We start from the raw sequence: 17,375 nt of genomic DNA, 5'->3' as shown, positions 1-17,375 counted from the left end.
ACCCGGCGTCGCGGGTCGGCCGGTACGGGGCCTCCGGTAGCGTTTGGGCGTACACCTGTGATCGCCTGCGGCGAGGGACGAGATAGGGGGACCGCGCGGTGCGTTTGACCGGTACGGGACACGCGAGCATGCGGATCGACACCGGTGCGGGCAGCATCCTGTGCGACCCGTGGGTCAACCCGGCCTACTTCGCCTCATGGTTCCCTTTCCCGGACAATTCACAGCTCGACTGGGAGAGCCTCGGCGACGTCGACTACCTCTACGTCTCGCACCTGCACCGGGACCACTTCGACGCGGGGCACCTCACGCGCTTCGTGTCGAAGAAGGCGACCGTCCTGCTGCCGGAGTACCCCACCTCCGAGCTGGAGGACGAGCTGCGGGAACTCGGCTTTACCAGCTTCCTGAAGACGAAGAGCGAGGAGGTCGTCGAGCTGGACGGCGGCCTCAAGGTGATGATTCAGGCGCTGACCAGCCCCACCGACGGCCCGATCGGCGACTCCTCGCTCTGGGTGGAGTACGACGGGGTACGGCTGCTGAACCAGAACGACGCCCGCCCGACCGATCTCGGGGTCTTCGCCGAGTTGGGGCACGTGCACGCGCACCTGCTCCAGTTCTCCGGCGCGATCTGGTATCCGATGGTCTACGAGCTGCCCAGCGCGGCGAAGACCGCGTTCGGCAAGCAGAAGCGGGACCGGCAGATGGACCGGACCATCCGCTACATCGACGACCTCAAGGCGTCCTGGGTCTTCCCGATCGCCGGCCCGCCGTGCTTCCTCGACGACGAGCTGTGGCAGTTCAACGACATCCACGGCGACGAGGGGAACATCTTCCCCGACCAGCAGGTCTTCCTCGACCACTACACCGGGCTCGGCTACGACAACGGGGTGATCCTGCTCCCCGGCAGCGTCTCCGAGGTCGGCACGGACAGCGTGCACACCACCCACCCGGTGCCGGACGTGCGGGAGTTCTTCGCGCGCAAGGAGGAGCACCTGCGGGAGTACCAGGAGCGCTCCCGGCCGGTGATCGAGGCGGCGAAGGCGTCCTGGCGGCATCCGGAGATCGACGTACTGGCCGAGATGAAGCGCCGGATCGAGCCGCTGCTGGACGAGTCGATCTATCTCGCCAAGGGGGTCGGCGGGCCGGTCCGGTTCGACCTGGTCGGCTACGACGGCGAGAGCGTCGAATCCATCCTGGTGGACTTCCCGGGCAAGGAGGTCCGGCCGTACGCGGACGAGAAGGTGCGCTACCGGTTCCGTACCGAGCGGGCGCTGGTCGAGCACCTGCTGCACATCGAGGAGGTGGACTGGGTCAACTCGCTCTTCCTCTCCTGCCGGTTCTCGGCGGCGCGGATCGGTCAGTACAACGAGTTCGTCTACGCCTTCTTCAAGTGCCTCTCCGAGGAGCGCCTCCAGTACGCCGAGGGCTGGTACGACGAGCACGAGCGGGCCACCGACGCCGAGGACATCACCCTCGGCGACTGGGTGGTGCAGCGCCGCTGCCCGCACCTGAAGGCGGACCTGACCCGGTTCGGCATCGTCGAGGACAACCAGCTCACCTGCCAGTTGCACGGCTGGCGGTTCGACCTGGCCAGCGGGCGCTGCCTGACCAGCGTCGGGCACTCGATCCGGGCGCACCGGGTCGACGAGACCCCGGCGACCGCGACCGCCGCCGAGTCCGAGGCTGCAGGCTGAACGCGTCCTCCACCCCGAGCCGGAGAGTCTGCCGGCGCGAGGCGGATCCGGGACGGTGGCCCGGCCGGAACTCAGGCGGCCGGGCCGAGGCGGATCCGGGACGGTGGAGTCCGCGGGCGCGAGGCGGATCCGGGACGGTGGCCCGGCCGGAACTCAGGCGGCCGGGCCGAGGCGGATCCGGGACGGTGGAGTCTGCGGGCGCGAGGCGGATCCGGGACGGTGGCCCGGCCGGAACTCAGGTGGCCGGGCCGAGGCGGATCCGGGACGGTGGAGTCCGCGGGCGCGAGGCGGATCCGGGACGGTGGCCCGGCCGGAACTCAGGTGGCCGGGCCGAGCCGACCGAGGTCGGTGAGGATGCGGCGAGCCGCGTTGTGCCCGGCCGCGCCGATCACACTGCCGGCGGGGTGGCACCCGGCACTGCCGGCGTAGAGCCCGTCGATCCCGGTGGCGTACGGCATCCGGTCGGTGAACGAGACGGTGTTGTCGACGTGGTGGATGTGCCCGCCGGTGATCCCGAAGTGCGCCTCGATGCCGGGTGGGGTCAGGGGCACGGCGTCGGCGACCAGCCCGGTGGTGCCGGGGGCGTACCGGTCGCAGATCTCCAGCAGCCGGGCCACGTATCCGGGCAGCAGCTCGTCCCAGGAGCCGGCGGTCGGGGCGTACGGGACGGACTGCACGAAGAGCGCCGACGAGTGGTGCCCGGCCGAGTCCTGCAGCGTCGGGTCGACGGTGGTGTGCAGGTACCACTCGATGGTCGGCTCCTCCGGCAGCCGCCCGGCCCGCACGTCCGCCCACATGCCGCGCAGGGCCGCCATCGGCGAGTCGCCGGCCGAGCCGGGCAGCAGCGCCGCGGAGCCGGGCAGCAGGTGGATGGTGGCGCCGAACGGGCTCGGCGCCCCCTCGGGCAGGCAGGAGAAGTCCGGCAGCCCGGCGAGGGCCAGGTTGACCTTGAGGGTGGTGCCGGTGCGCCGGACCGCCGCCATCCGTTCGGTGAGCGCGGCCGGCAGCGCGCCGTCGGGCACCAGCTCCATCAGCCGGTACGGGTCACCGGCGCCGAGCACCACCCCGGCGGCGACGCTCCGCCCGTCGTCGAGTACGACTCCGCTGGCGGCGCCGCCGTCCACGGTGATCGCGGCGACCGGGGTACCGCTGAAGAGCCTTGCCCCGGCGGACCGGGCGGCGTCGGCGAAGGTGCGGCTGACCGTACCCATCCCACCGGCCACGATCATCCAGGTGCCGCCCGCTCCGGGCAGCCGGCACATGTTGTGGGCCAGGAAGTTGTAGCCGGTACCCGGGTCGTCCGGACCGGCGTTCAGCCCGGAGAGCCCGTCGGTGACCGCGTACATCGAGACCAGCAGTTCGGAGCGGAAGTCGAACCGGGCGAGGTAGTCGGCGACCGAGCCGCGTACCAGGTCGACGAAGACCTGGCGCAGCGCGGGCCGGATGTAGCGGTCGGCGGTCTCCGGCACGGGCAGCGGCTCGGCCAGCCAGGCCGGCGCCAGGTCGTCGCGGAGCGCGGCGAGTTCGGCCTGCATCGCGTCGTCGGCCGCCACGTCGGCCCGGGAGAAGAACCGTTCCATCTGCTGTCGGGTCGTCTCCCGGTCGGCCCCGAAGAGCAGGTACGGCGAGCCGGGCCCGCCCGGGGTGGGCAGGAAGTAGTGCGGGTCCCGGCGCAGCACCGGCAGCTTCACGTCGAGCAGCCGGATCAGCTCCGGCGGCATCAGGCCGAGCAGGTACGAGCCGGTGGAGTGCCGCAGTTGCGGCACCTTGCGGAACGGGTTCTCGGTGCGGGCGGCTCCGCCGAGCGTGTCGGCGGCCTCCAGCACCACCACGTCGAGGCCGGCCCGGGCCAGCAGGATCGCGGAAACCAGGCCGTTGTGGCCGGCGCCGACGATCACGACGTCGGCGCGGGAGGGTAGCTCGGCGGTCATGCTCGGGAAGCCTAGTTCGGTTGGGCTGCCCCGGTGCGGGCTTGGCGGTTGCCGGTGCGTGCCTCTCGGCGGTCCGCGCCGCCTGGCTGCTGGATGCTACTCGCGGCCCGCGCCGCCGAGTTGCTGGAGGAAGGCCGCCAGCTCGGCCTGGAAGAGCGCCTCCACGCGGCTCGACCCGCTCGAACCTGCCCCCAGAACATGGTGAGTACCTTGTCCACGGCACTATGCCATCCGGCAGCGTCTACGCTGTGACCGAGAAAGGCGGACCGTGATCGTTACATGTTGCCGGGCGCTGACCCCAGTCCTGTCCGGGGTCGGCCGATGAGCACAGTCGCATTCCTCAACATCGCCATGCATGGGCACATCAACCCGACGCTGCCGGTCGTGGCCGAGCTTGTTCGTCGCGGCCACTCCGTCACCTACCACACGACGCCTGCCTACGCCGAGGAGATCGCGGCTACCGGCGCGCGCGTGCTCCTCTACTCCGGGGATGACCAACCCCTCTCCGGCCCGCCGACGCCGGTCACGGTGATGGAGCAGCTTGCCCGCACCGCCGTGCGCGTGCTGCCCGCCGTCCTCACCGATCTGCGCGGCGCCCGGCCCGACCTGATCGTGCACGACTCCCTCTGCTTGTGGGGGCCGGTGGCAGCCCGGGAACTCGACGTGCCGGCAGCGTCGTCGTTCACCACGTTCGCGTTCAATCGGCATGTGCCCAGCCCCACCCACGGCTCCTGGGAGCTGCTCGCCGCGGCGGCGGCCCTGCCCCGCCAGGCCGGGGGATACCTGAAGTCGCGCTGGGAGCTGCGCCGCCGGTACGACACGCGCGAGGTGCCCCTGGTCGACCTGGCGAACATCCGTCAGCCGCTCAACCTGGTCTACACGTCGCGAGCGTTCCACCCCGAGGTCGACAGTTTCGACTACTCGTACCGGTTCGTCGGACCGAGCATCGGCGCCCGCCCAGTTGACTCGTCGTTCCCGGTCGAGCGGCTGCTGGACCCGGTGCTCTACGCCTCGCTCGGCACGGTGTTCGGGGCCGACCGGCGGCTGCTGCGCAGCTTTGCCGACGCGCTCGCCCCGCTGGGTGGCACCGTGATCGTCTCCACCGGACCCACCGATCCCGCCGCGCTCGGCCCGCTGCCGGCCAACGTGATCGCCCACCGCTCCGTACCGCAGCCGGAGGTGCTGTCCCGCGCGGCGCTGTTCGTCACCCACGGCGGGGTGAACAGCGTCAACGAGGCCCTGTACGCGGGCGTCCCGATGCTGGTGGTCCCGCAGGGCGCCGACCAGTCGTTGGTGGCCTCCCGCGTCGTCGAACTCGGTGCCGGCCTCGCGATCCGCACCGAGGACGTCAACGTGGAGGTCGTGCGCGCCCTCGCCCAACGTCTGCTCGACGAGCCCCGATTCCGGGCCGCCGCGAGCACCCTTCAGGTCGCGCAGCGTCAGGCAGGCGGCTATTCGCGCGCCGCCGACGAACTCGAGCGCTATCTGCGGCAGACCGGCCCGTTGACTGAGCCGGACTCTGTGGATCTGCCACCGCGGGGCTGACCGATGTCCCCTGTCGTTGCCATCCTGCTGCTGTTCGCCGGGCTGTCCGAGGCCGTCGGGCGTCTCCTGCCCGTGGTGGCACGCCTGTCCGGCGTGTCGCACACCAGGGTGGTGGGGATGGTGCTGGGCGGCGCCGTGGTCGACGGCGCGGTATTCGCGCTCTGGCCACTGTCTGCGTGGACCCTTGCCGAACTGGTGCTGTCCACCTCACCGGCCGACGAGGCTGCGCTGGTCTGGACACCAGGCCTGGCCGCCCCGCTGCTACTCGCCGCAGTCCTCGCGTTCCCGCTGCTCGGGCCGCTACTGCACCTGGTCCTCATGGTGGGAGTGGGGGCCGGCCTCGCCACCGCGCTCGCCTCGGTGGCCGGGCTCGGCTGGTGGGATGCCGCCGGCTGCGTAGCCGTCGCGGGAATCGGGCTTGGCGTCGCCGTCGAGGGTATTCGCCGCCTGGTCGTGCGGCTCAGCACGACAAGAGCACCGGAGCCGCTCACGTGATGGAGTTTGCGCTTCTGCTGCTGCTCGGCGGGGTCGGACCGGTCCTGCTCGCCGAAGCTCTGCTCGCCCGCTACGAGGTGCTGGTCTATGCCGCAGGCTGGCGGACCCCCACCGTCGTACGCCCCAAGGGCATGCCCCCCGCCCGAGGCGCGGACGCGGACCGCCCCCCGGACGCCTACCTGGTCTATCTGGACGGCATCGGGAAACGCCGCTTCCACGACACCCGCGACGGCGGCCGCCTGGTCAAGTCCCTGATCGACGGAGCGCCGGAGCTCAGGGTGCTGGGCCAGGTGCAGCCGTACTCGCCGCTGGCCCTTCCGCTCGCCGACCGGCCGGTGTGGATATGGCTGCGCCGCCACATCGGTCTGGTGCTGTTCCTGCACAACGTGATGCAGACCTTCGTCGCCGCCGACCGCCGGTACCGCCCCCTGTACAACCGCGCCGTCGGCTCGCAGATCGCCACTCAGCTCCGGTTCGCCGGCTATCGGCCTGACAGTGGTATCCCCGTGGTTCTGCTCAGTTACAGCGGCGGTGCCCAGGTCGCCACCGGCGCGGTGGAGGAACTGTGGTCCCAACTGCGCCCCCCGCTCTGGTTGATCACTCTCGGCGGGTTCCACAACGGCGCCAACGACATCAGCCACGCCCAGCACCTCGACCGGCTCACGAGTACTGGCGACCGGATTGAGCGAGTCGGCACCTGGATGTTCCCGCAGCGGTGGCGGCTGTCCCGCTGGAGCGGATGGAACCGGGCCTACCGTGATGGGAAGATCACGGTGCACCGGCTCGACCCGGCCACCCACGTCGGTCCGCGCAGCTACATCAGCCCGGAGGCCCGGCTACCCGACGGTCGCAGTCACCTCGACCGGACCGCCGACACCGTGATCGCGCTGATCCGGGGTCGCCTCAGCGCGACTGCGAAAACCGACGGTCCACTGCCATGAACGGCTTGACCATTGAACCTTTTTCAACCTGAACCGCGCGGCGCGTGCCCCGACTTCTGCCTGCGGCCACGACGGACCGTAAGGGTAGGTTGAAAGGTTCATTGCGCGTGGCACGAACCAGTCGTCGCCGTGCTTGCCGTCCGGAGGATGGATGCCGAAGCCGGGCGAGCCCGTTCCACTGGTTGCTGGCCGGTAGGACCCTGTTGCCTCATGTGGGGCGTGCTGGCGTGTTCGGGTGGCGGTGTGCGCGGTCGGTGCGCGGGTGCGTTCTGGTTGCTGTCCAGCTTCAACTGTTAGAGCCTGCTAAACATGGTTGCCGCCCCCGGGGTTCTCGACCTGTTCGCGGACTTGTTCGCGCAGGTTGTTGTGCAACCGAGTCAGGGTGCCGTCGACAGTCCACCGCTCGTACCCGAAGGCCCGTCCTCATGCCACACCGCCACGCCGGATACGGCCACGATCGTCGATCTCCACCAGGGCCCACCGGCTATCTGAAACCCTTATTTACCAGGGTCTAACGGCTGACGGGGGAGACGAGACGATGTTCGGGTGGTGGGGTAGGGCGGTGGTCCGCCTCCGGTGGGCGGTGCTCGGCGCCGGTCTGCTGCTGGTCGCGGTCGGGGCGACCTGGGGGACCGGGGTGTTCGGCTCGCTGACCGGCGGGGGCTTCGAGGACCCGGACAGCGAGTCGGCCCGCACCGACCAGCGGATCAGCGCCGAACTCGGCAACCAGGGCGCGGACCTGCTCGTCCTCTACTCCAGCCCGAGCAGCACCGTCGACCAGCCGGCGTTCCGGGGACCGGTCACCGGCACCCTCGACCGGCTGCGTCAGCATCCCGAGGTTGCCAGCGTGACGAGCTGGTACGAGACCCAGGCCCCGGCGCTGCTCTCGACGGACCGGCACGCCACGTACGCGGCGGTGCAGTTGCGGGCGACCGACCCGGACGAGCAGTCCGAGGCGTACCGGGAACTGCGGCCGACCCTGGACGCCCCCGGGATCACCACCGAGGTCGGCGGTACGGTCGCCTTCCTGGCCGAGGCGAACGAACAGACCACCGAGGACATCGCCCGGGCGGAGACGATCTCCCTGCCGGTGCTGCTGGTCTTGCTGGTCCTGATCTTTCGTGGGCTGGTCGCCGCAGCGACGCCGTTGCTGGTCGGTGGGCTGGCCATCCTCGGCGCGTTCGTCGCCGTCCGGCTGCTCGGCATGGTCACCGACGTCTCCGTCTTCGCCATCAACATCATCACGCTGATCGGCCTCGGCATGGCCGTCGACTACGCCCTCTTCGTCGTCAGCCGGTTCCGGGAGGAACTCGCCGCCGGCCTTCCGAGCACCGAGGCGCTCCGGCGCACCATGAGCACCGCCGGCCGGACCGTGATGGTCTCCGGGCTCACCATCGCGACCGCGCTGGCCAGCCTGCTGATCTTCCCGCAGTCGTTCCTCCGCTCGATGGGGTTGGGCGGAATCGCCGCGGTCCTGGTCGCGATGCTCGCCTCGCTGACCGTGCTGCCGGCCCTGCTCGCGGTGCTCGGACCGCGGATCAACGCGCTCGCCGTACGCCTGCCGTGGCGGCGTCGGCCGGACACGGCCGGCGCGGTCGGTACGGCAGGCGTCGGCGGCTCCGGCGCCTGGGCCCGGCTGGCCCGCAGCGTGATGCGCCGACCGGTGCTCTACCTGCTGGGTGTGGTCGCGGTGCTGGCGGTCCTCGCCGCCCCCTCGGTCCGGATGGAGGCCGGCGGCTTCGACGAGCGGGTACTGCCGGCCGACGCGGTGCCTCGGATGGTGGCCGAGCGGATCGAGTCGGACTTCCCGGGCGGCAGCGTCGGCCCGGTCGAGGTACTCGTCTCCGGCGCCTCCGTCGCCGAGACGCAGCGGTTCGCCGACGAGCTGACCCGGGTCACCGGGGTGACCGGGGTGCAGGTGACCGCGAACCGGGGCGATTCCACCCTGCTGTCGCTGACCTATCCCGGCGAGCCGACCGGCCCGGTGGCGGAGCGGGTGGTACGGCTGGTCCGGGACATCCCGGCACCGGCCGGCGCGGAGGTACTGGTCGGCGGGCGGCCCGCCTTCGACGTGGACCTGCTGGACAGCCTCACCTCTCGGCTGCCGTGGATGGCCCTGATCATGGCGTCGGCAACCCTGGTGCTGCTCTTCCTCGCCTTCGGGTCGGTGCTGCTGCCGATCAAGGCGGTGCTGATGAACCTGGTCTCGATCGGCGCGTCGTTCGGCGTGGTGGTCTGGATCTTCCAGGACGGGCACCTCGCCGACTGGCTCGACTTCACCCCGACCGGCTTCATCGAACCGAGCAACCCGATCCTGATGCTGGCGGTGCTCTTCGGGCTCGCCACCGACTACGAGGTCTTCCTGCTCTCCCGGGTTCGCGAGGAGTGGGACCGAACCGGCGACAACACCGCCTCGGTGACCGCCGGGCTCCAGTACACCGGCCGGATCATCACCGCCGCCGCGCTGCTGCTGATCGTCGTGGTGGCCGGGTTCGCCACCGGTGGGGTGGTTTTCGTCAAGCTGATCGGCATCGGGATGATCGTGGCGATCGTGGTCGACGCGACGCTGGTGCGGGCGCTGCTGGTACCGGCCACGATGCGGCTGCTGGGCCGGTGGAACTGGTGGGCGCCGGGACCGCTGGCCCGGGTCTACCGCCGGTACGGCATCCGCGAGTCACGGCCGACCTCGCCGGTGGCTATGACGGATGAACTCGGCTCCACCGAGACGGCCACAACTGGGCCGACCACAGCCTGATGCCGCTTGGGCGCAGAATACCGGTGCGTGACGGGCCTGGTCGAAGACGTCGAGACAGTCATGCGCAGATCCACCAAGAGAAGGGAAAGCGTGCAGATATAGCGGATGACCCGGGAGCCGCAGCCGATCTGTCCGTCGGTCAGCGCGGCGCTCCGGCAAGCAGGCGCCGTGCCTCGCCCGCTCCGATGTCGGTGCGCGCGCCGCAGAGCGGGTTGGTGCAGTAGAGCACGTGCTTCGTCCGGACCCGGAACAGCGGTACGAAGAAGAGGCTGAACCGGGTGATCTCGCGCACCAGCAGCATGCTGCCGGACTGCCCGCAGACCCGGCAGGCCATCGGGACCAGCCCCAGCCGCTCCGACTTGGTACGCAAACCGAAGATCAGGAACATGCCGTACCCCTGTTCGCCTGGATCACGTCCGGTGTGGGTTCGCCTGACTCTTCCACGGTGATACCCCGATGACAGCCGACTCAGCCCCGGATGGCGATTCGGGTGGCTCGGGCCACTACGACCGCCGCCGCCAGACCCATGCGGCCAGCACCCCAGTCCCAGTGGCACCGACAGGACCGGACGGGACGCCTAGCATCGTCCCGATGAACACTCCCGAAATGCGACCCGACGACGTCCGCACCGACGAGGCCCGGGTCGCGGAGGCGCTGCGCCTGCTGTCCGGCACGCCGGTCGGACTCGACGTCGCCGTCAAGGGACTCAGCCGCGGCAGTGGTGTCTACGCCTGGTGGGCCGCTCCCTCGACCCTTCCCGACCTCCCCGGGCCGCCGAACGGGCACGTCCCGTCGCTACGACTGCTCTACCTCGGTCGGGCGACCAGTCTTCGGGGCCGGATCCTGCGCAACCATCTCCGGCGCTCGGGCAGTTCGACGCTGCGCCGCACACTGGCCGGGCTCCTCGTGTCCGAGGGCTACCGGACGACCTGGACCGACCGCGTTGTCCTGGTTCCCGAGGACGAGGCACGGCTGACCGCCTGGATGTACGCGCACCTGCGTCTCACCTGGGCCGAGGACGCGGAGCCGGCGACCATCGAGGCCGAACTGGTCCGGCGCCTGCACCCGCCACTCAACGTGCATGGCGTCGATCCCGAACACGTCCAGGCGGCCGTGGTCGCCGCGAAGAACGCCTACGACACCAGCAGCCGCCCGGCCGAGCCCGCGCCGTGACCGATTGCCCGGCGCGAGCAGGTACCGATACGCGCCCATGCCGAAGTCAGCACGGCGGGGTCCACCATCGCGGCCGTGGGGTCGCTGTTCACGAGGCGATTCCCGAAAGCAACACGGACGTGAGCTTCGCTGCGTACGGTCATGCCGAGTTGATACCGACCTCGGCATGGTCGAAGCCGACGATGCCCACGCAAACCTGACCACGCTGAACCAGCCACCCGCCACAACGACGCCTGAACGGGCTGATTAGCGGGCCCTCTACCAGTTCATGGCGCGGACTGTGCGCCCGTATGACTTGGAGTTATCGAAGGATGTGCTTGCTCTAGCCGCAGACAGCGCACGGTCAGGTGCCGTTGCCGTGCGCAAGCGCGGGCGGCGACTACATTCGGTAACAACGAGGGCTGACGCTTAGCCTGCGGTGGGCCAGATACCGTCGCCCTGGTGGAGCCGGTCTGCTCCATCACAACCACGGTCGGGGAGCCTGGGGCTCGGAAGGCGGTCGGCCGGCCCGGCATCGGGGCCGGTGCCGGGCCGCGCCGCAAATGGCTGGCCGACCGGGTGCCGGGTGACTAGCATCCGGCCGCGTGACGATATACGAGACCGAGCGGCTGGTGGTCCGGGACTGGACGCTGGAGCCCGACGACCTGGCCCGGGTCTTCGACACGTACTCCCGGCCGGAGGTGGTGCGGTTCCTCGGCGCGCCCACCTTCCCGCTCCGCGAGCCGTCCGACGCCGCCGAGACGGTACGCCGGTGGCACGTCCGCACCGCCGGGTTCGGCCCGGGGTACGGCATCTGGGCGGTGCAGTGCCGGGACGACGGCCGGGTGGTCGGCACGGTGATGCTGAAGCCGCTGCCCGGACGCGACGAGGCGGAGCTGACCGACGACGTCGAGGTCGGTTGGCACCTGCACCCCGATTCGTGGGGGCACGGCTACGCCACCGAGGCGGCCCGGGGCGCGGTCGAGCGGGGCTTCGCCGCCGGGGTTCCGGAGATCTACGCCGTGGTGTCCCCGGGCAACGAGGCGTCGATGGCGGTCGCCCGGCGGCTCGGCATGACCTCGGTCGGCCGGCGCACCGACTGGTATGGCGGTGCGGAGTTGGAGACGTTCCGGCTCAGTCGTTTCTGACCGGTCCCGGTCCGCCGGTAACGGGAATCGGTCCGCCCGGACCGGGCTCGGTCCGATGGACGCAACGGCAGGTGCGGCCGGGGTGACGGCGGCCGGGTCGCCGGGTTCACGCCGGGAATTGCTCTGGCCGGGCCGACGCCGGCCTGGTGGGGCTCGGAGACGTCGTGACGCTCCGGACCCGATCGGATCTCCAGATCAATCCCCCGTCCGGGCCGATGCGGTGCGTGGGGCGTGGCTGAGTAGGGTCTCGCCGTGCATATCGAGTTCACCCCCGCCCGGGATCGGACGTACGCCCGGCAGCTCTTCGCCGTCACCATGCTGCGCAGCCGGATCTTCACCGGCCTGCTGGGGGTGGTGCTGATCTCGGCCGGGGCGCTGGCCTACCAGCCGGACCGGATCGGGGCAGCCGCCGGCAGCGGCGTCCTGCTCGGCCTGGGAATCTGCTGGGTGATCAAGCCGTTCATCATGGCCCGGCAGTTGGTGGCCCGGTTGCCCCCGACCTGGTACGCGGACCGGACCTACCGGTTGACCGACGACGAGTTGGGCTGGCAGTCGGCGCGGGCGCGGACGGCGCTGAGTTGGGACCTGGTCGCGCGGGCCCGGACATATCCCTTCGGCTTCGTGCTCTGGCAGGCCGGTGGCCTGGCGAGTTGGGACATCCCACGGGCCGGCCTGACCGACGGGCAGGCCGACGAGTTGACCCGCTTCCTGATCGACCGCGGTCTGCTCCCGGGCGGGGCGGGTGGTGACCCGACGCCTGCCCGTGTCACTGCCGACGGCCGTCCGGCCGAGGGGCAGTCGTAGCGGCGCGGCCGGGGTGAGGATCAGGTTGGGTGCGCTGGCTTGCGGTGATCAGATTTTCGTCCGCTTGATCGCCTGCCCGATGTCGGGTAGCGCTTCGGAGACCTCGCGGAGCCCGGCCTCCCGGACGGCCTGTGCGGGGGTGTGGTCAAGATCAACCACCGAGGTCCTTTCGAGGCCGAGCGCACCCAGCGTACGGACCTGGTTGAGCGGTCCCGCGAGCGGAGCCGGTGGCGTGACACCGGGAAAGCCGAGGCTCCCAGCGAAGGCCCAGCAAAGGTCAGGGAGAATGGCCGGGTGAGTTCTCCCCGCGAGATCGTCCTGCTCGGCTCGACCGGCTCGATCGGTACCCAGGCGATCGACATCGTCCGGCGCAACCCGGACCGGTTCCGGGTGGTCGCGCTCGGCGCAGGAGGCGGCAACGTGGCCCAGCTCGCCGCCCAGGCCCTGGAACTCCGGGTCGAGGCGGTCGGTGTCGCCAAGGCGTCCGCCGCGCAGGACCTGCAACTGGCCTTCTACGCCGAGGCCGCCAAGCGGGGATGGGCCAGCGGCGACTTCAAGCTTCCCAAGATCGTCGCCGGGCCGGCCGCAATGGCCGAGCTGGCCGAGTGGCCCTGCGACATCGTGCTCAACGGTGTCGTCGGTTCGCTGGGGTTGGCGCCCACCCTGGCCGCGCTGCGTGCCGGGCGTACCCTCGCGCTGGCCAACAAGGAGTCGCTGGTGGCCGGTGGTCCGGTGGTCCGCGCCGCCCTCCAACGGCCGGACCAGATCGTGCCGGTCGACTCCGAGCACTCGGCGCTGGCCCAGTGCCTGCGCGGCGGCAGCCGCGCCGAGGTGCGCCGGCTGATCCTCACCGCCAGCGGCGGACCGTTCCGGGGCAGGGCGCGGGACGAGCTGATCGCCGTCACCCCCGAGCAGGCGCTCGCGCACCCCACCTGGAACATGGGACCGGTCGTCACGATCAACTGCGCCAACCTGGTGAACAAGGCGCTGGAGGTGATCGAGACCCACGAGCTGTTCGGCGTGCCGTACGACCAGATCGACGTGGTGGTGCACCCGCAGTCGATGATCCACTCGATGGTCGAGTTCGTCGACGGCTCGACGCTGGCCCAGGCCAGCCCGCCGGACATGCGGCTGCCGATCGCGCTCGCCCTCGGCTGGCCGGACCGGGTCGCCGGGGCCACGCCCGCGGTCGACTGGACGGCGGCCCAGAGCTGGCGCTTCGAACCGCTGGACGAGGCGGCGTTCCCGGCCGTACGCCTGGCCAAGCAGGCCGGTGCGGTCGGCCGCTGCCGCCCGGCGATCTACAACGCGGCCAACGAGGAGTGCGTCGCCGCCTTCCTGACCGGCCGGCTGCCGTTCCTCGGCATCGTCGACACGTTGGAACGGGTGTTGGAGGCGGCCCCGGATTTTGCCGAACCGGGTAACGTCGAGGAGGTGCTCGCCGCCGAATCCTGGGCGCGGGCGCACGCCCAGGAGATCATCGCGGAAGCGGTGGAAGGAGCCTGATGCTGTATCTGCTCGGGGTGGTGGCGTTCGCCCTGGGGATCCTGATCTCGGTGAGCCTGCACGAGGCCGGGCACATGCTCGTGGCCAAGCGGTTCGGGATGAAGGTCACCCGTTACTTCGTCGGCTTCGGCCCCACCATCTGGTCGTTCCGGCGGGGTGAGACCGAATACGGCCTCAAGGCGATCCCGCTGGGCGGCTTCTGCAAGATCGTCGGCATGACGCCGCAGGACGACGACGTCGACCCGGCGGACGAGCCCCGGGTGATGTGGCGGTACCCGCTCTGGAAGCGGACCGCGGTGATGGCCGCCGGCTCGGTGGCGCACTTCACCCTCGCCATCGTGACCCTCTGGTTCGCCGCGATCTTCATGGGGTTGCCCAACCCCGACTACCCGACCAACACCGCCGAGATCCGCAACGAGCCGGCCCGGATCGAGCTGGCGCCCTGTGTGGTCCAGGAGAACGCGGCCCGGGCCTGCCAGCCCGGCGACTTGGCGAGCCCGGCGGCCCAGGCCAACCTGCGCAGCGGCGACGTGATCACCGCGATCGGCGCCACCCCGGTAGCCAACTGGGGCCAGATGCTGGACGCCGTGCGGGCGACCAAGCCGGGACCGGTGCAGGTGACGTACCTGCGGGACGGCACGACCCAGACCGCCCAGGTCAACCTGGCCGAGGTGCAGCGCCCGCCGCAGGACCAGGCGGACGGTCCGGTCGGCCCGGTCTCGGCCCTCGGCGTCGGGCTCGGCACTCCGCCGACCGTCACCTACGGCCCGATCGGCGCCTTCGGTGCCACCGCCGACTTCACCGGCGAGATGGCGGTCAACACCGTCAAGGCGCTCCAGCGGATCCCGCAGAAGATCCCCGCCCTCTGGGCGGCGATCACCGGCGAGGAGCGCGACATCGACACCCCGATCAGCGTGGTCGGGGCGAGCCGGCTCGGTGGCGAGGCCGTCCAGCACGGCCTCTGGGAGATCTTCGTCCTCCTCTTCATCTCGCTGAACTTCTTCATCGGCGTCTTCAACCTGCTCCCACTGCTGCCGATGGACGGCGGGCACATCGCCATCGCCTGGTTCGAACGGGTCCGGTCCTGGCTTTTCGCCCGGCTCGGCAAGCCCGACCCCGGGCGGGTCGACTACTTCAAGCTGATGCCCGTAACGTACGCTTTGATCCTGATCGGCGGCGCGTTTACGCTGCTCACCATCACCGCCGACGTGGTCAATCCGATAACCCTGATCCAGAGGTGAAGACAGTGACCGCCGTCAGCCTCGGCATGCCCGCCGTACCGCCGCCACCGCTGGCGACCCGGCGCGTCAGCCGGCAGATCAAGGTCGGTTCGGTACTGGTCGGCGGCGGCGCGCCGGTGTCGGTGCAGTCGATGACCACCACGTTGACCGCCGACGTCAACTCGACGCTCCAGCAGATCGCCGAGCTGACCGCCTCCGGCTGCCAGATCGTCCGGGTGGCGGTGCCGTCCCAGGACGACGTGGAGGCGCTGCCGGCGATCGCGAAGAAGTCGCAGATCCCGGTGATCGCCGACATCCACTTCCAGCCGAAGTACGTCTTCGCGGCGATCGACGCCGGCTGCGCGGCGGTACGGGTGAACCCGGGCAACATCCGGCAGTTCGACGACAAGGTCAAGGAGATCGCGGCGGCGGCCTCTGCAGCCGGGGTACCGATCCGGATCGGGGTCAACGCGGGCTCACTGGACAAGCGCCTGCTGGCCAAGTACGGCAAGGCCACCGCCGAGGCGCTGGTCGAGTCGGCGCTCTGGGAGTGCTCGCTCTTCGAGGAGCACGGCTTCCGGGACATCAAGATCTCGGTCAAGCACAACGACCCGGTGGTGATGATCCGGGCGTACCGGCAGCTCGCCGAGCAGTGCGACTATCCGCTGCACCTCGGGGTGACCGAGGCGGGTCCGGCGTTCCAGGGCACCGTCAAGTCGGCGGTGGCCTTCGGGGCCCTGCTCGCGGAGGGGATCGGCGACACCATCCGGGTCTCGCTCTCCGCGCCGCCGGTGGAAGAGATCAAGGTCGGCGCCGCCATCCTGGAGTCGCTGGGGCTGCGCGAGCGCGGCCTGGAGATCGTCTCCTGCCCGTCCTGCGGCCGGGCCCAGGTCGACGTCTACAAGCTGGCCGAGGAGGTCACCGCCGGTCTGGAGGGGCTGCCGGTGCCGCTGCGGGTGGCGGTGATGGGCTGCGTGGTCAACGGTCCCGGTGAGGCGCGGGAGGCGGATCTCGGGGTGGCCTCCGGTAACGGCAAGGGGCAGATCTTCGTCAAGGGCCAGGTGATCAAGACTGTGCCCGAGGGTCAGATCGTGGAGACCCTGATCGAGGAGGCCGTCCGGCTCGCCGACGAAATGGGTGCCGAGCTGCCCGAGGAGCTGCGCGACCTGGTCGTCAAGCCCACCGTCACGGTGCACTGACCGCCGCCCCGGGCACCGGCCCGGTGGTCCGGGTTGGCGGCGGCAGGAGATGAGGCGCCGGAGTCGGCTCGCCGTGGGCAAGTCTTTCCGGAGACTGTCGAGCGGGGTGCACAGTCGGGGCATCCACAGCCCTTCCCGCGGTGGGCGCCCGAGTGCGGTGAGCGCCCGGGCGCCGCGTCGGTCCGATGCCGACCGCGGCGTCCGGGCGCACGGGCGGGGCAGCTCTACAGTGCCCCGATCGACTGGTCTCCGCCGGGCGCGGCGCACTACCAACCGGCCCGGCCCGGTCACCGGCGCGGGCCGGCTTACTCCGGCTACTCCGACTCGGCGAGGATGGCGTACAGCTTGCGCCGGGTCTCGTCGAGCACCTGGGCGGCCCGCTCACGCTGGTCGTCCGTACCGGTCATCATGACCTGGCGCAGTGCGTTCATCGCCTGGAAGCCGGCCTCCCGGATGTCGTGCCAGCTGTTGATGGTGTCCTGGGCGAACTCGGCCCACGGCGGCTGTGCGGCCGCCTGCGCGGCCTCCTCCTGCCCGGCCTCGGTGAGCCCGAAGCGGCGCCGCCCGCCGCCCGACTCGGTGCTGCCGGCGACCAGGCCCTCGTCCTCCAGGAGTTGCAGGGTCGGGTAGATCGAACCCGGGCTCGGCCGCCAGGCACCGCCGGTGCGCGAGTCCAGCTCCTGGATCATCTCGTAGCCGTGCATCGGCCGCTCGGTCAGCAGCGCCAAGACCGCGGCGCGGACGTTCGGTCGGCGTCCGCGGCCACCACCGCGTCCCCGGCCGCCACCTCGGCCGTGGCCGTGTCCGTGACCCGGCGGGGGGAAGCCGAAGCCCCGCATCCGGGCTTCCTGCATCGCGTAGAACCCTCGGTGAAAACCCATCTGGGCCTCCTTCTGATTGTCGTTGATAGCTCTACGATATATCGGGAAACTATCGGCGACAACGCGTCAGCCCAGTTGTCGATTCCTGCGCGTGATCCGGAACACAC

General features: G+C 70.8%; 14 protein-coding genes. 11 read left to right on the top strand and 3 right to left on the bottom strand.

Annotated features, from left to right (window positions below; all coding sequences use genetic code 11):
* Positions 1–98 precede the first annotated feature (98 nt).
* A complete protein-coding gene (locus tag R6Y94_RS09160) occupies positions 99–1,691 on the top strand; it encodes a Rieske 2Fe-2S domain-containing protein (protein WP_318395362.1) in 1,593 nt (530 codons plus the stop codon).
* Positions 1,692–2,008: 317 nt separating this feature from the next.
* Here R6Y94_RS09160 and R6Y94_RS09155 read toward each other — a convergent pair whose 3' ends face one another.
* A complete protein-coding gene (locus R6Y94_RS09155; protein ID WP_318395361.1) occupies positions 2,009–3,622 on the bottom strand; it encodes an NAD(P)/FAD-dependent oxidoreductase in 1,614 nt (537 codons plus the stop codon).
* A 321-nt stretch (positions 3,623–3,943) separates the two neighbouring features.
* Here R6Y94_RS09155 and R6Y94_RS09150 point away from each other — a divergent pair, with 321 nt between their 5' ends.
* The 4 genes from R6Y94_RS09150 to R6Y94_RS09135 all read left to right on the top strand — a co-directional run bounded on the left by R6Y94_RS09150 (position 3,944) and on the right by R6Y94_RS09135 (position 9,358).
* Positions 3,944–5,167: a macrolide family glycosyltransferase gene (locus tag R6Y94_RS09150; RefSeq protein ID WP_318395360.1), complete on the top strand. Its 1,224-nt coding sequence runs from the start codon at positions 3,944–3,946 to the stop codon at positions 5,165–5,167.
* Positions 5,168–5,170: 3 nt separating this feature from the next.
* A complete protein-coding gene (locus R6Y94_RS09145; protein ID WP_318395359.1) occupies positions 5,171–5,662 on the top strand; it encodes a hypothetical protein in 492 nt (163 codons plus the stop codon).
* Positions 5,662–6,603: a hypothetical protein gene (locus tag R6Y94_RS09140; protein ID WP_318395358.1), complete on the top strand. Its 942-nt coding sequence runs from the start codon at positions 5,662–5,664 to the stop codon at positions 6,601–6,603. Before R6Y94_RS09145 ends, R6Y94_RS09140 begins: the two co-directional genes overlap by 1 nt.
* A gap of 538 nt (positions 6,604–7,141) precedes the next feature.
* Positions 7,142–9,358 (top strand): MMPL family transporter, encoded by a 2,217-nt coding sequence (locus R6Y94_RS09135; RefSeq protein WP_318395357.1) that lies wholly within the window; start codon positions 7,142–7,144, stop codon positions 9,356–9,358.
* 139 nt (positions 9,359–9,497) lie between these two features.
* Here R6Y94_RS09135 and R6Y94_RS09130 read toward each other — a convergent pair whose 3' ends face one another.
* The gene (locus R6Y94_RS09130; RefSeq protein ID WP_318395356.1) at positions 9,498–9,746 is read right to left on the bottom strand and encodes a zinc-ribbon domain-containing protein; all 249 of its coding nucleotides are present in this window, start codon (positions 9,744–9,746) and stop codon (positions 9,498–9,500) included.
* A gap of 203 nt (positions 9,747–9,949) precedes the next feature.
* Here R6Y94_RS09130 and R6Y94_RS09125 point away from each other — a divergent pair, with 203 nt between their 5' ends.
* The 6 genes from R6Y94_RS09125 to ispG all read left to right on the top strand — a co-directional run bounded on the left by R6Y94_RS09125 (position 9,950) and on the right by ispG (position 16,387).
* Entirely contained in the window at positions 9,950–10,531 is a 582-nt protein-coding gene (locus tag R6Y94_RS09125) for a GIY-YIG nuclease family protein (protein WP_318395355.1), read from the top strand.
* 584 nt (positions 10,532–11,115) lie between these two features.
* Positions 11,116–11,658 carry a GNAT family N-acetyltransferase gene (locus R6Y94_RS09120; protein ID WP_318395354.1) on the top strand — a complete coding sequence of 181 codons (543 nt, stop codon included), beginning with the start codon at positions 11,116–11,118 and terminating at the stop codon, positions 11,656–11,658.
* Positions 11,659–11,910: 252 nt separating this feature from the next.
* Positions 11,911–12,462, top strand: a complete 552-nt coding sequence (locus tag R6Y94_RS09115) for a YcxB family protein (RefSeq protein WP_318395353.1) — start codon at positions 11,911–11,913, stop codon at positions 12,460–12,462.
* A 294-nt stretch (positions 12,463–12,756) separates the two neighbouring features.
* On the top strand, positions 12,757–13,968 hold the full coding sequence (gene dxr, locus R6Y94_RS09110; RefSeq protein WP_318395352.1) for a 1-deoxy-D-xylulose-5-phosphate reductoisomerase: 1,212 nt from the start codon (positions 12,757–12,759) through the stop codon (positions 13,966–13,968).
* The gene (locus R6Y94_RS09105; protein ID WP_318395351.1) at positions 13,968–15,209 is read left to right on the top strand and encodes a M50 family metallopeptidase; all 1,242 of its coding nucleotides are present in this window, start codon (positions 13,968–13,970) and stop codon (positions 15,207–15,209) included. The genes dxr and R6Y94_RS09105 overlap by 1 nt, the downstream gene beginning before the upstream one ends.
* Before the next feature lie 5 nt (positions 15,210–15,214).
* Positions 15,215–16,387: a flavodoxin-dependent (E)-4-hydroxy-3-methylbut-2-enyl-diphosphate synthase gene (gene ispG, locus R6Y94_RS09100; protein ID WP_318395350.1), complete on the top strand. Its 1,173-nt coding sequence runs from the start codon at positions 15,215–15,217 to the stop codon at positions 16,385–16,387.
* A gap of 314 nt (positions 16,388–16,701) precedes the next feature.
* On the opposite strand, the gene R6Y94_RS09095 is transcribed toward ispG, so the two are convergent.
* The gene (locus R6Y94_RS09095; protein WP_318395349.1) at positions 16,702–17,268 is read right to left on the bottom strand and encodes a PadR family transcriptional regulator; all 567 of its coding nucleotides are present in this window, start codon (positions 17,266–17,268) and stop codon (positions 16,702–16,704) included.
* Between the last annotated feature and the right edge of the window lie 107 nt (positions 17,269–17,375).

It is taken from the genome of Plantactinospora sp. KLBMP9567, from assembly GCF_033446045.1.
Taxonomy (GTDB): Bacteria; Actinomycetota; Actinomycetes; order Mycobacteriales; family Micromonosporaceae; genus Plantactinospora.
The sequence above is the reverse complement of the archived record's forward strand: the minus strand, read 5'-3'. Positions and strand labels throughout refer to the sequence as shown.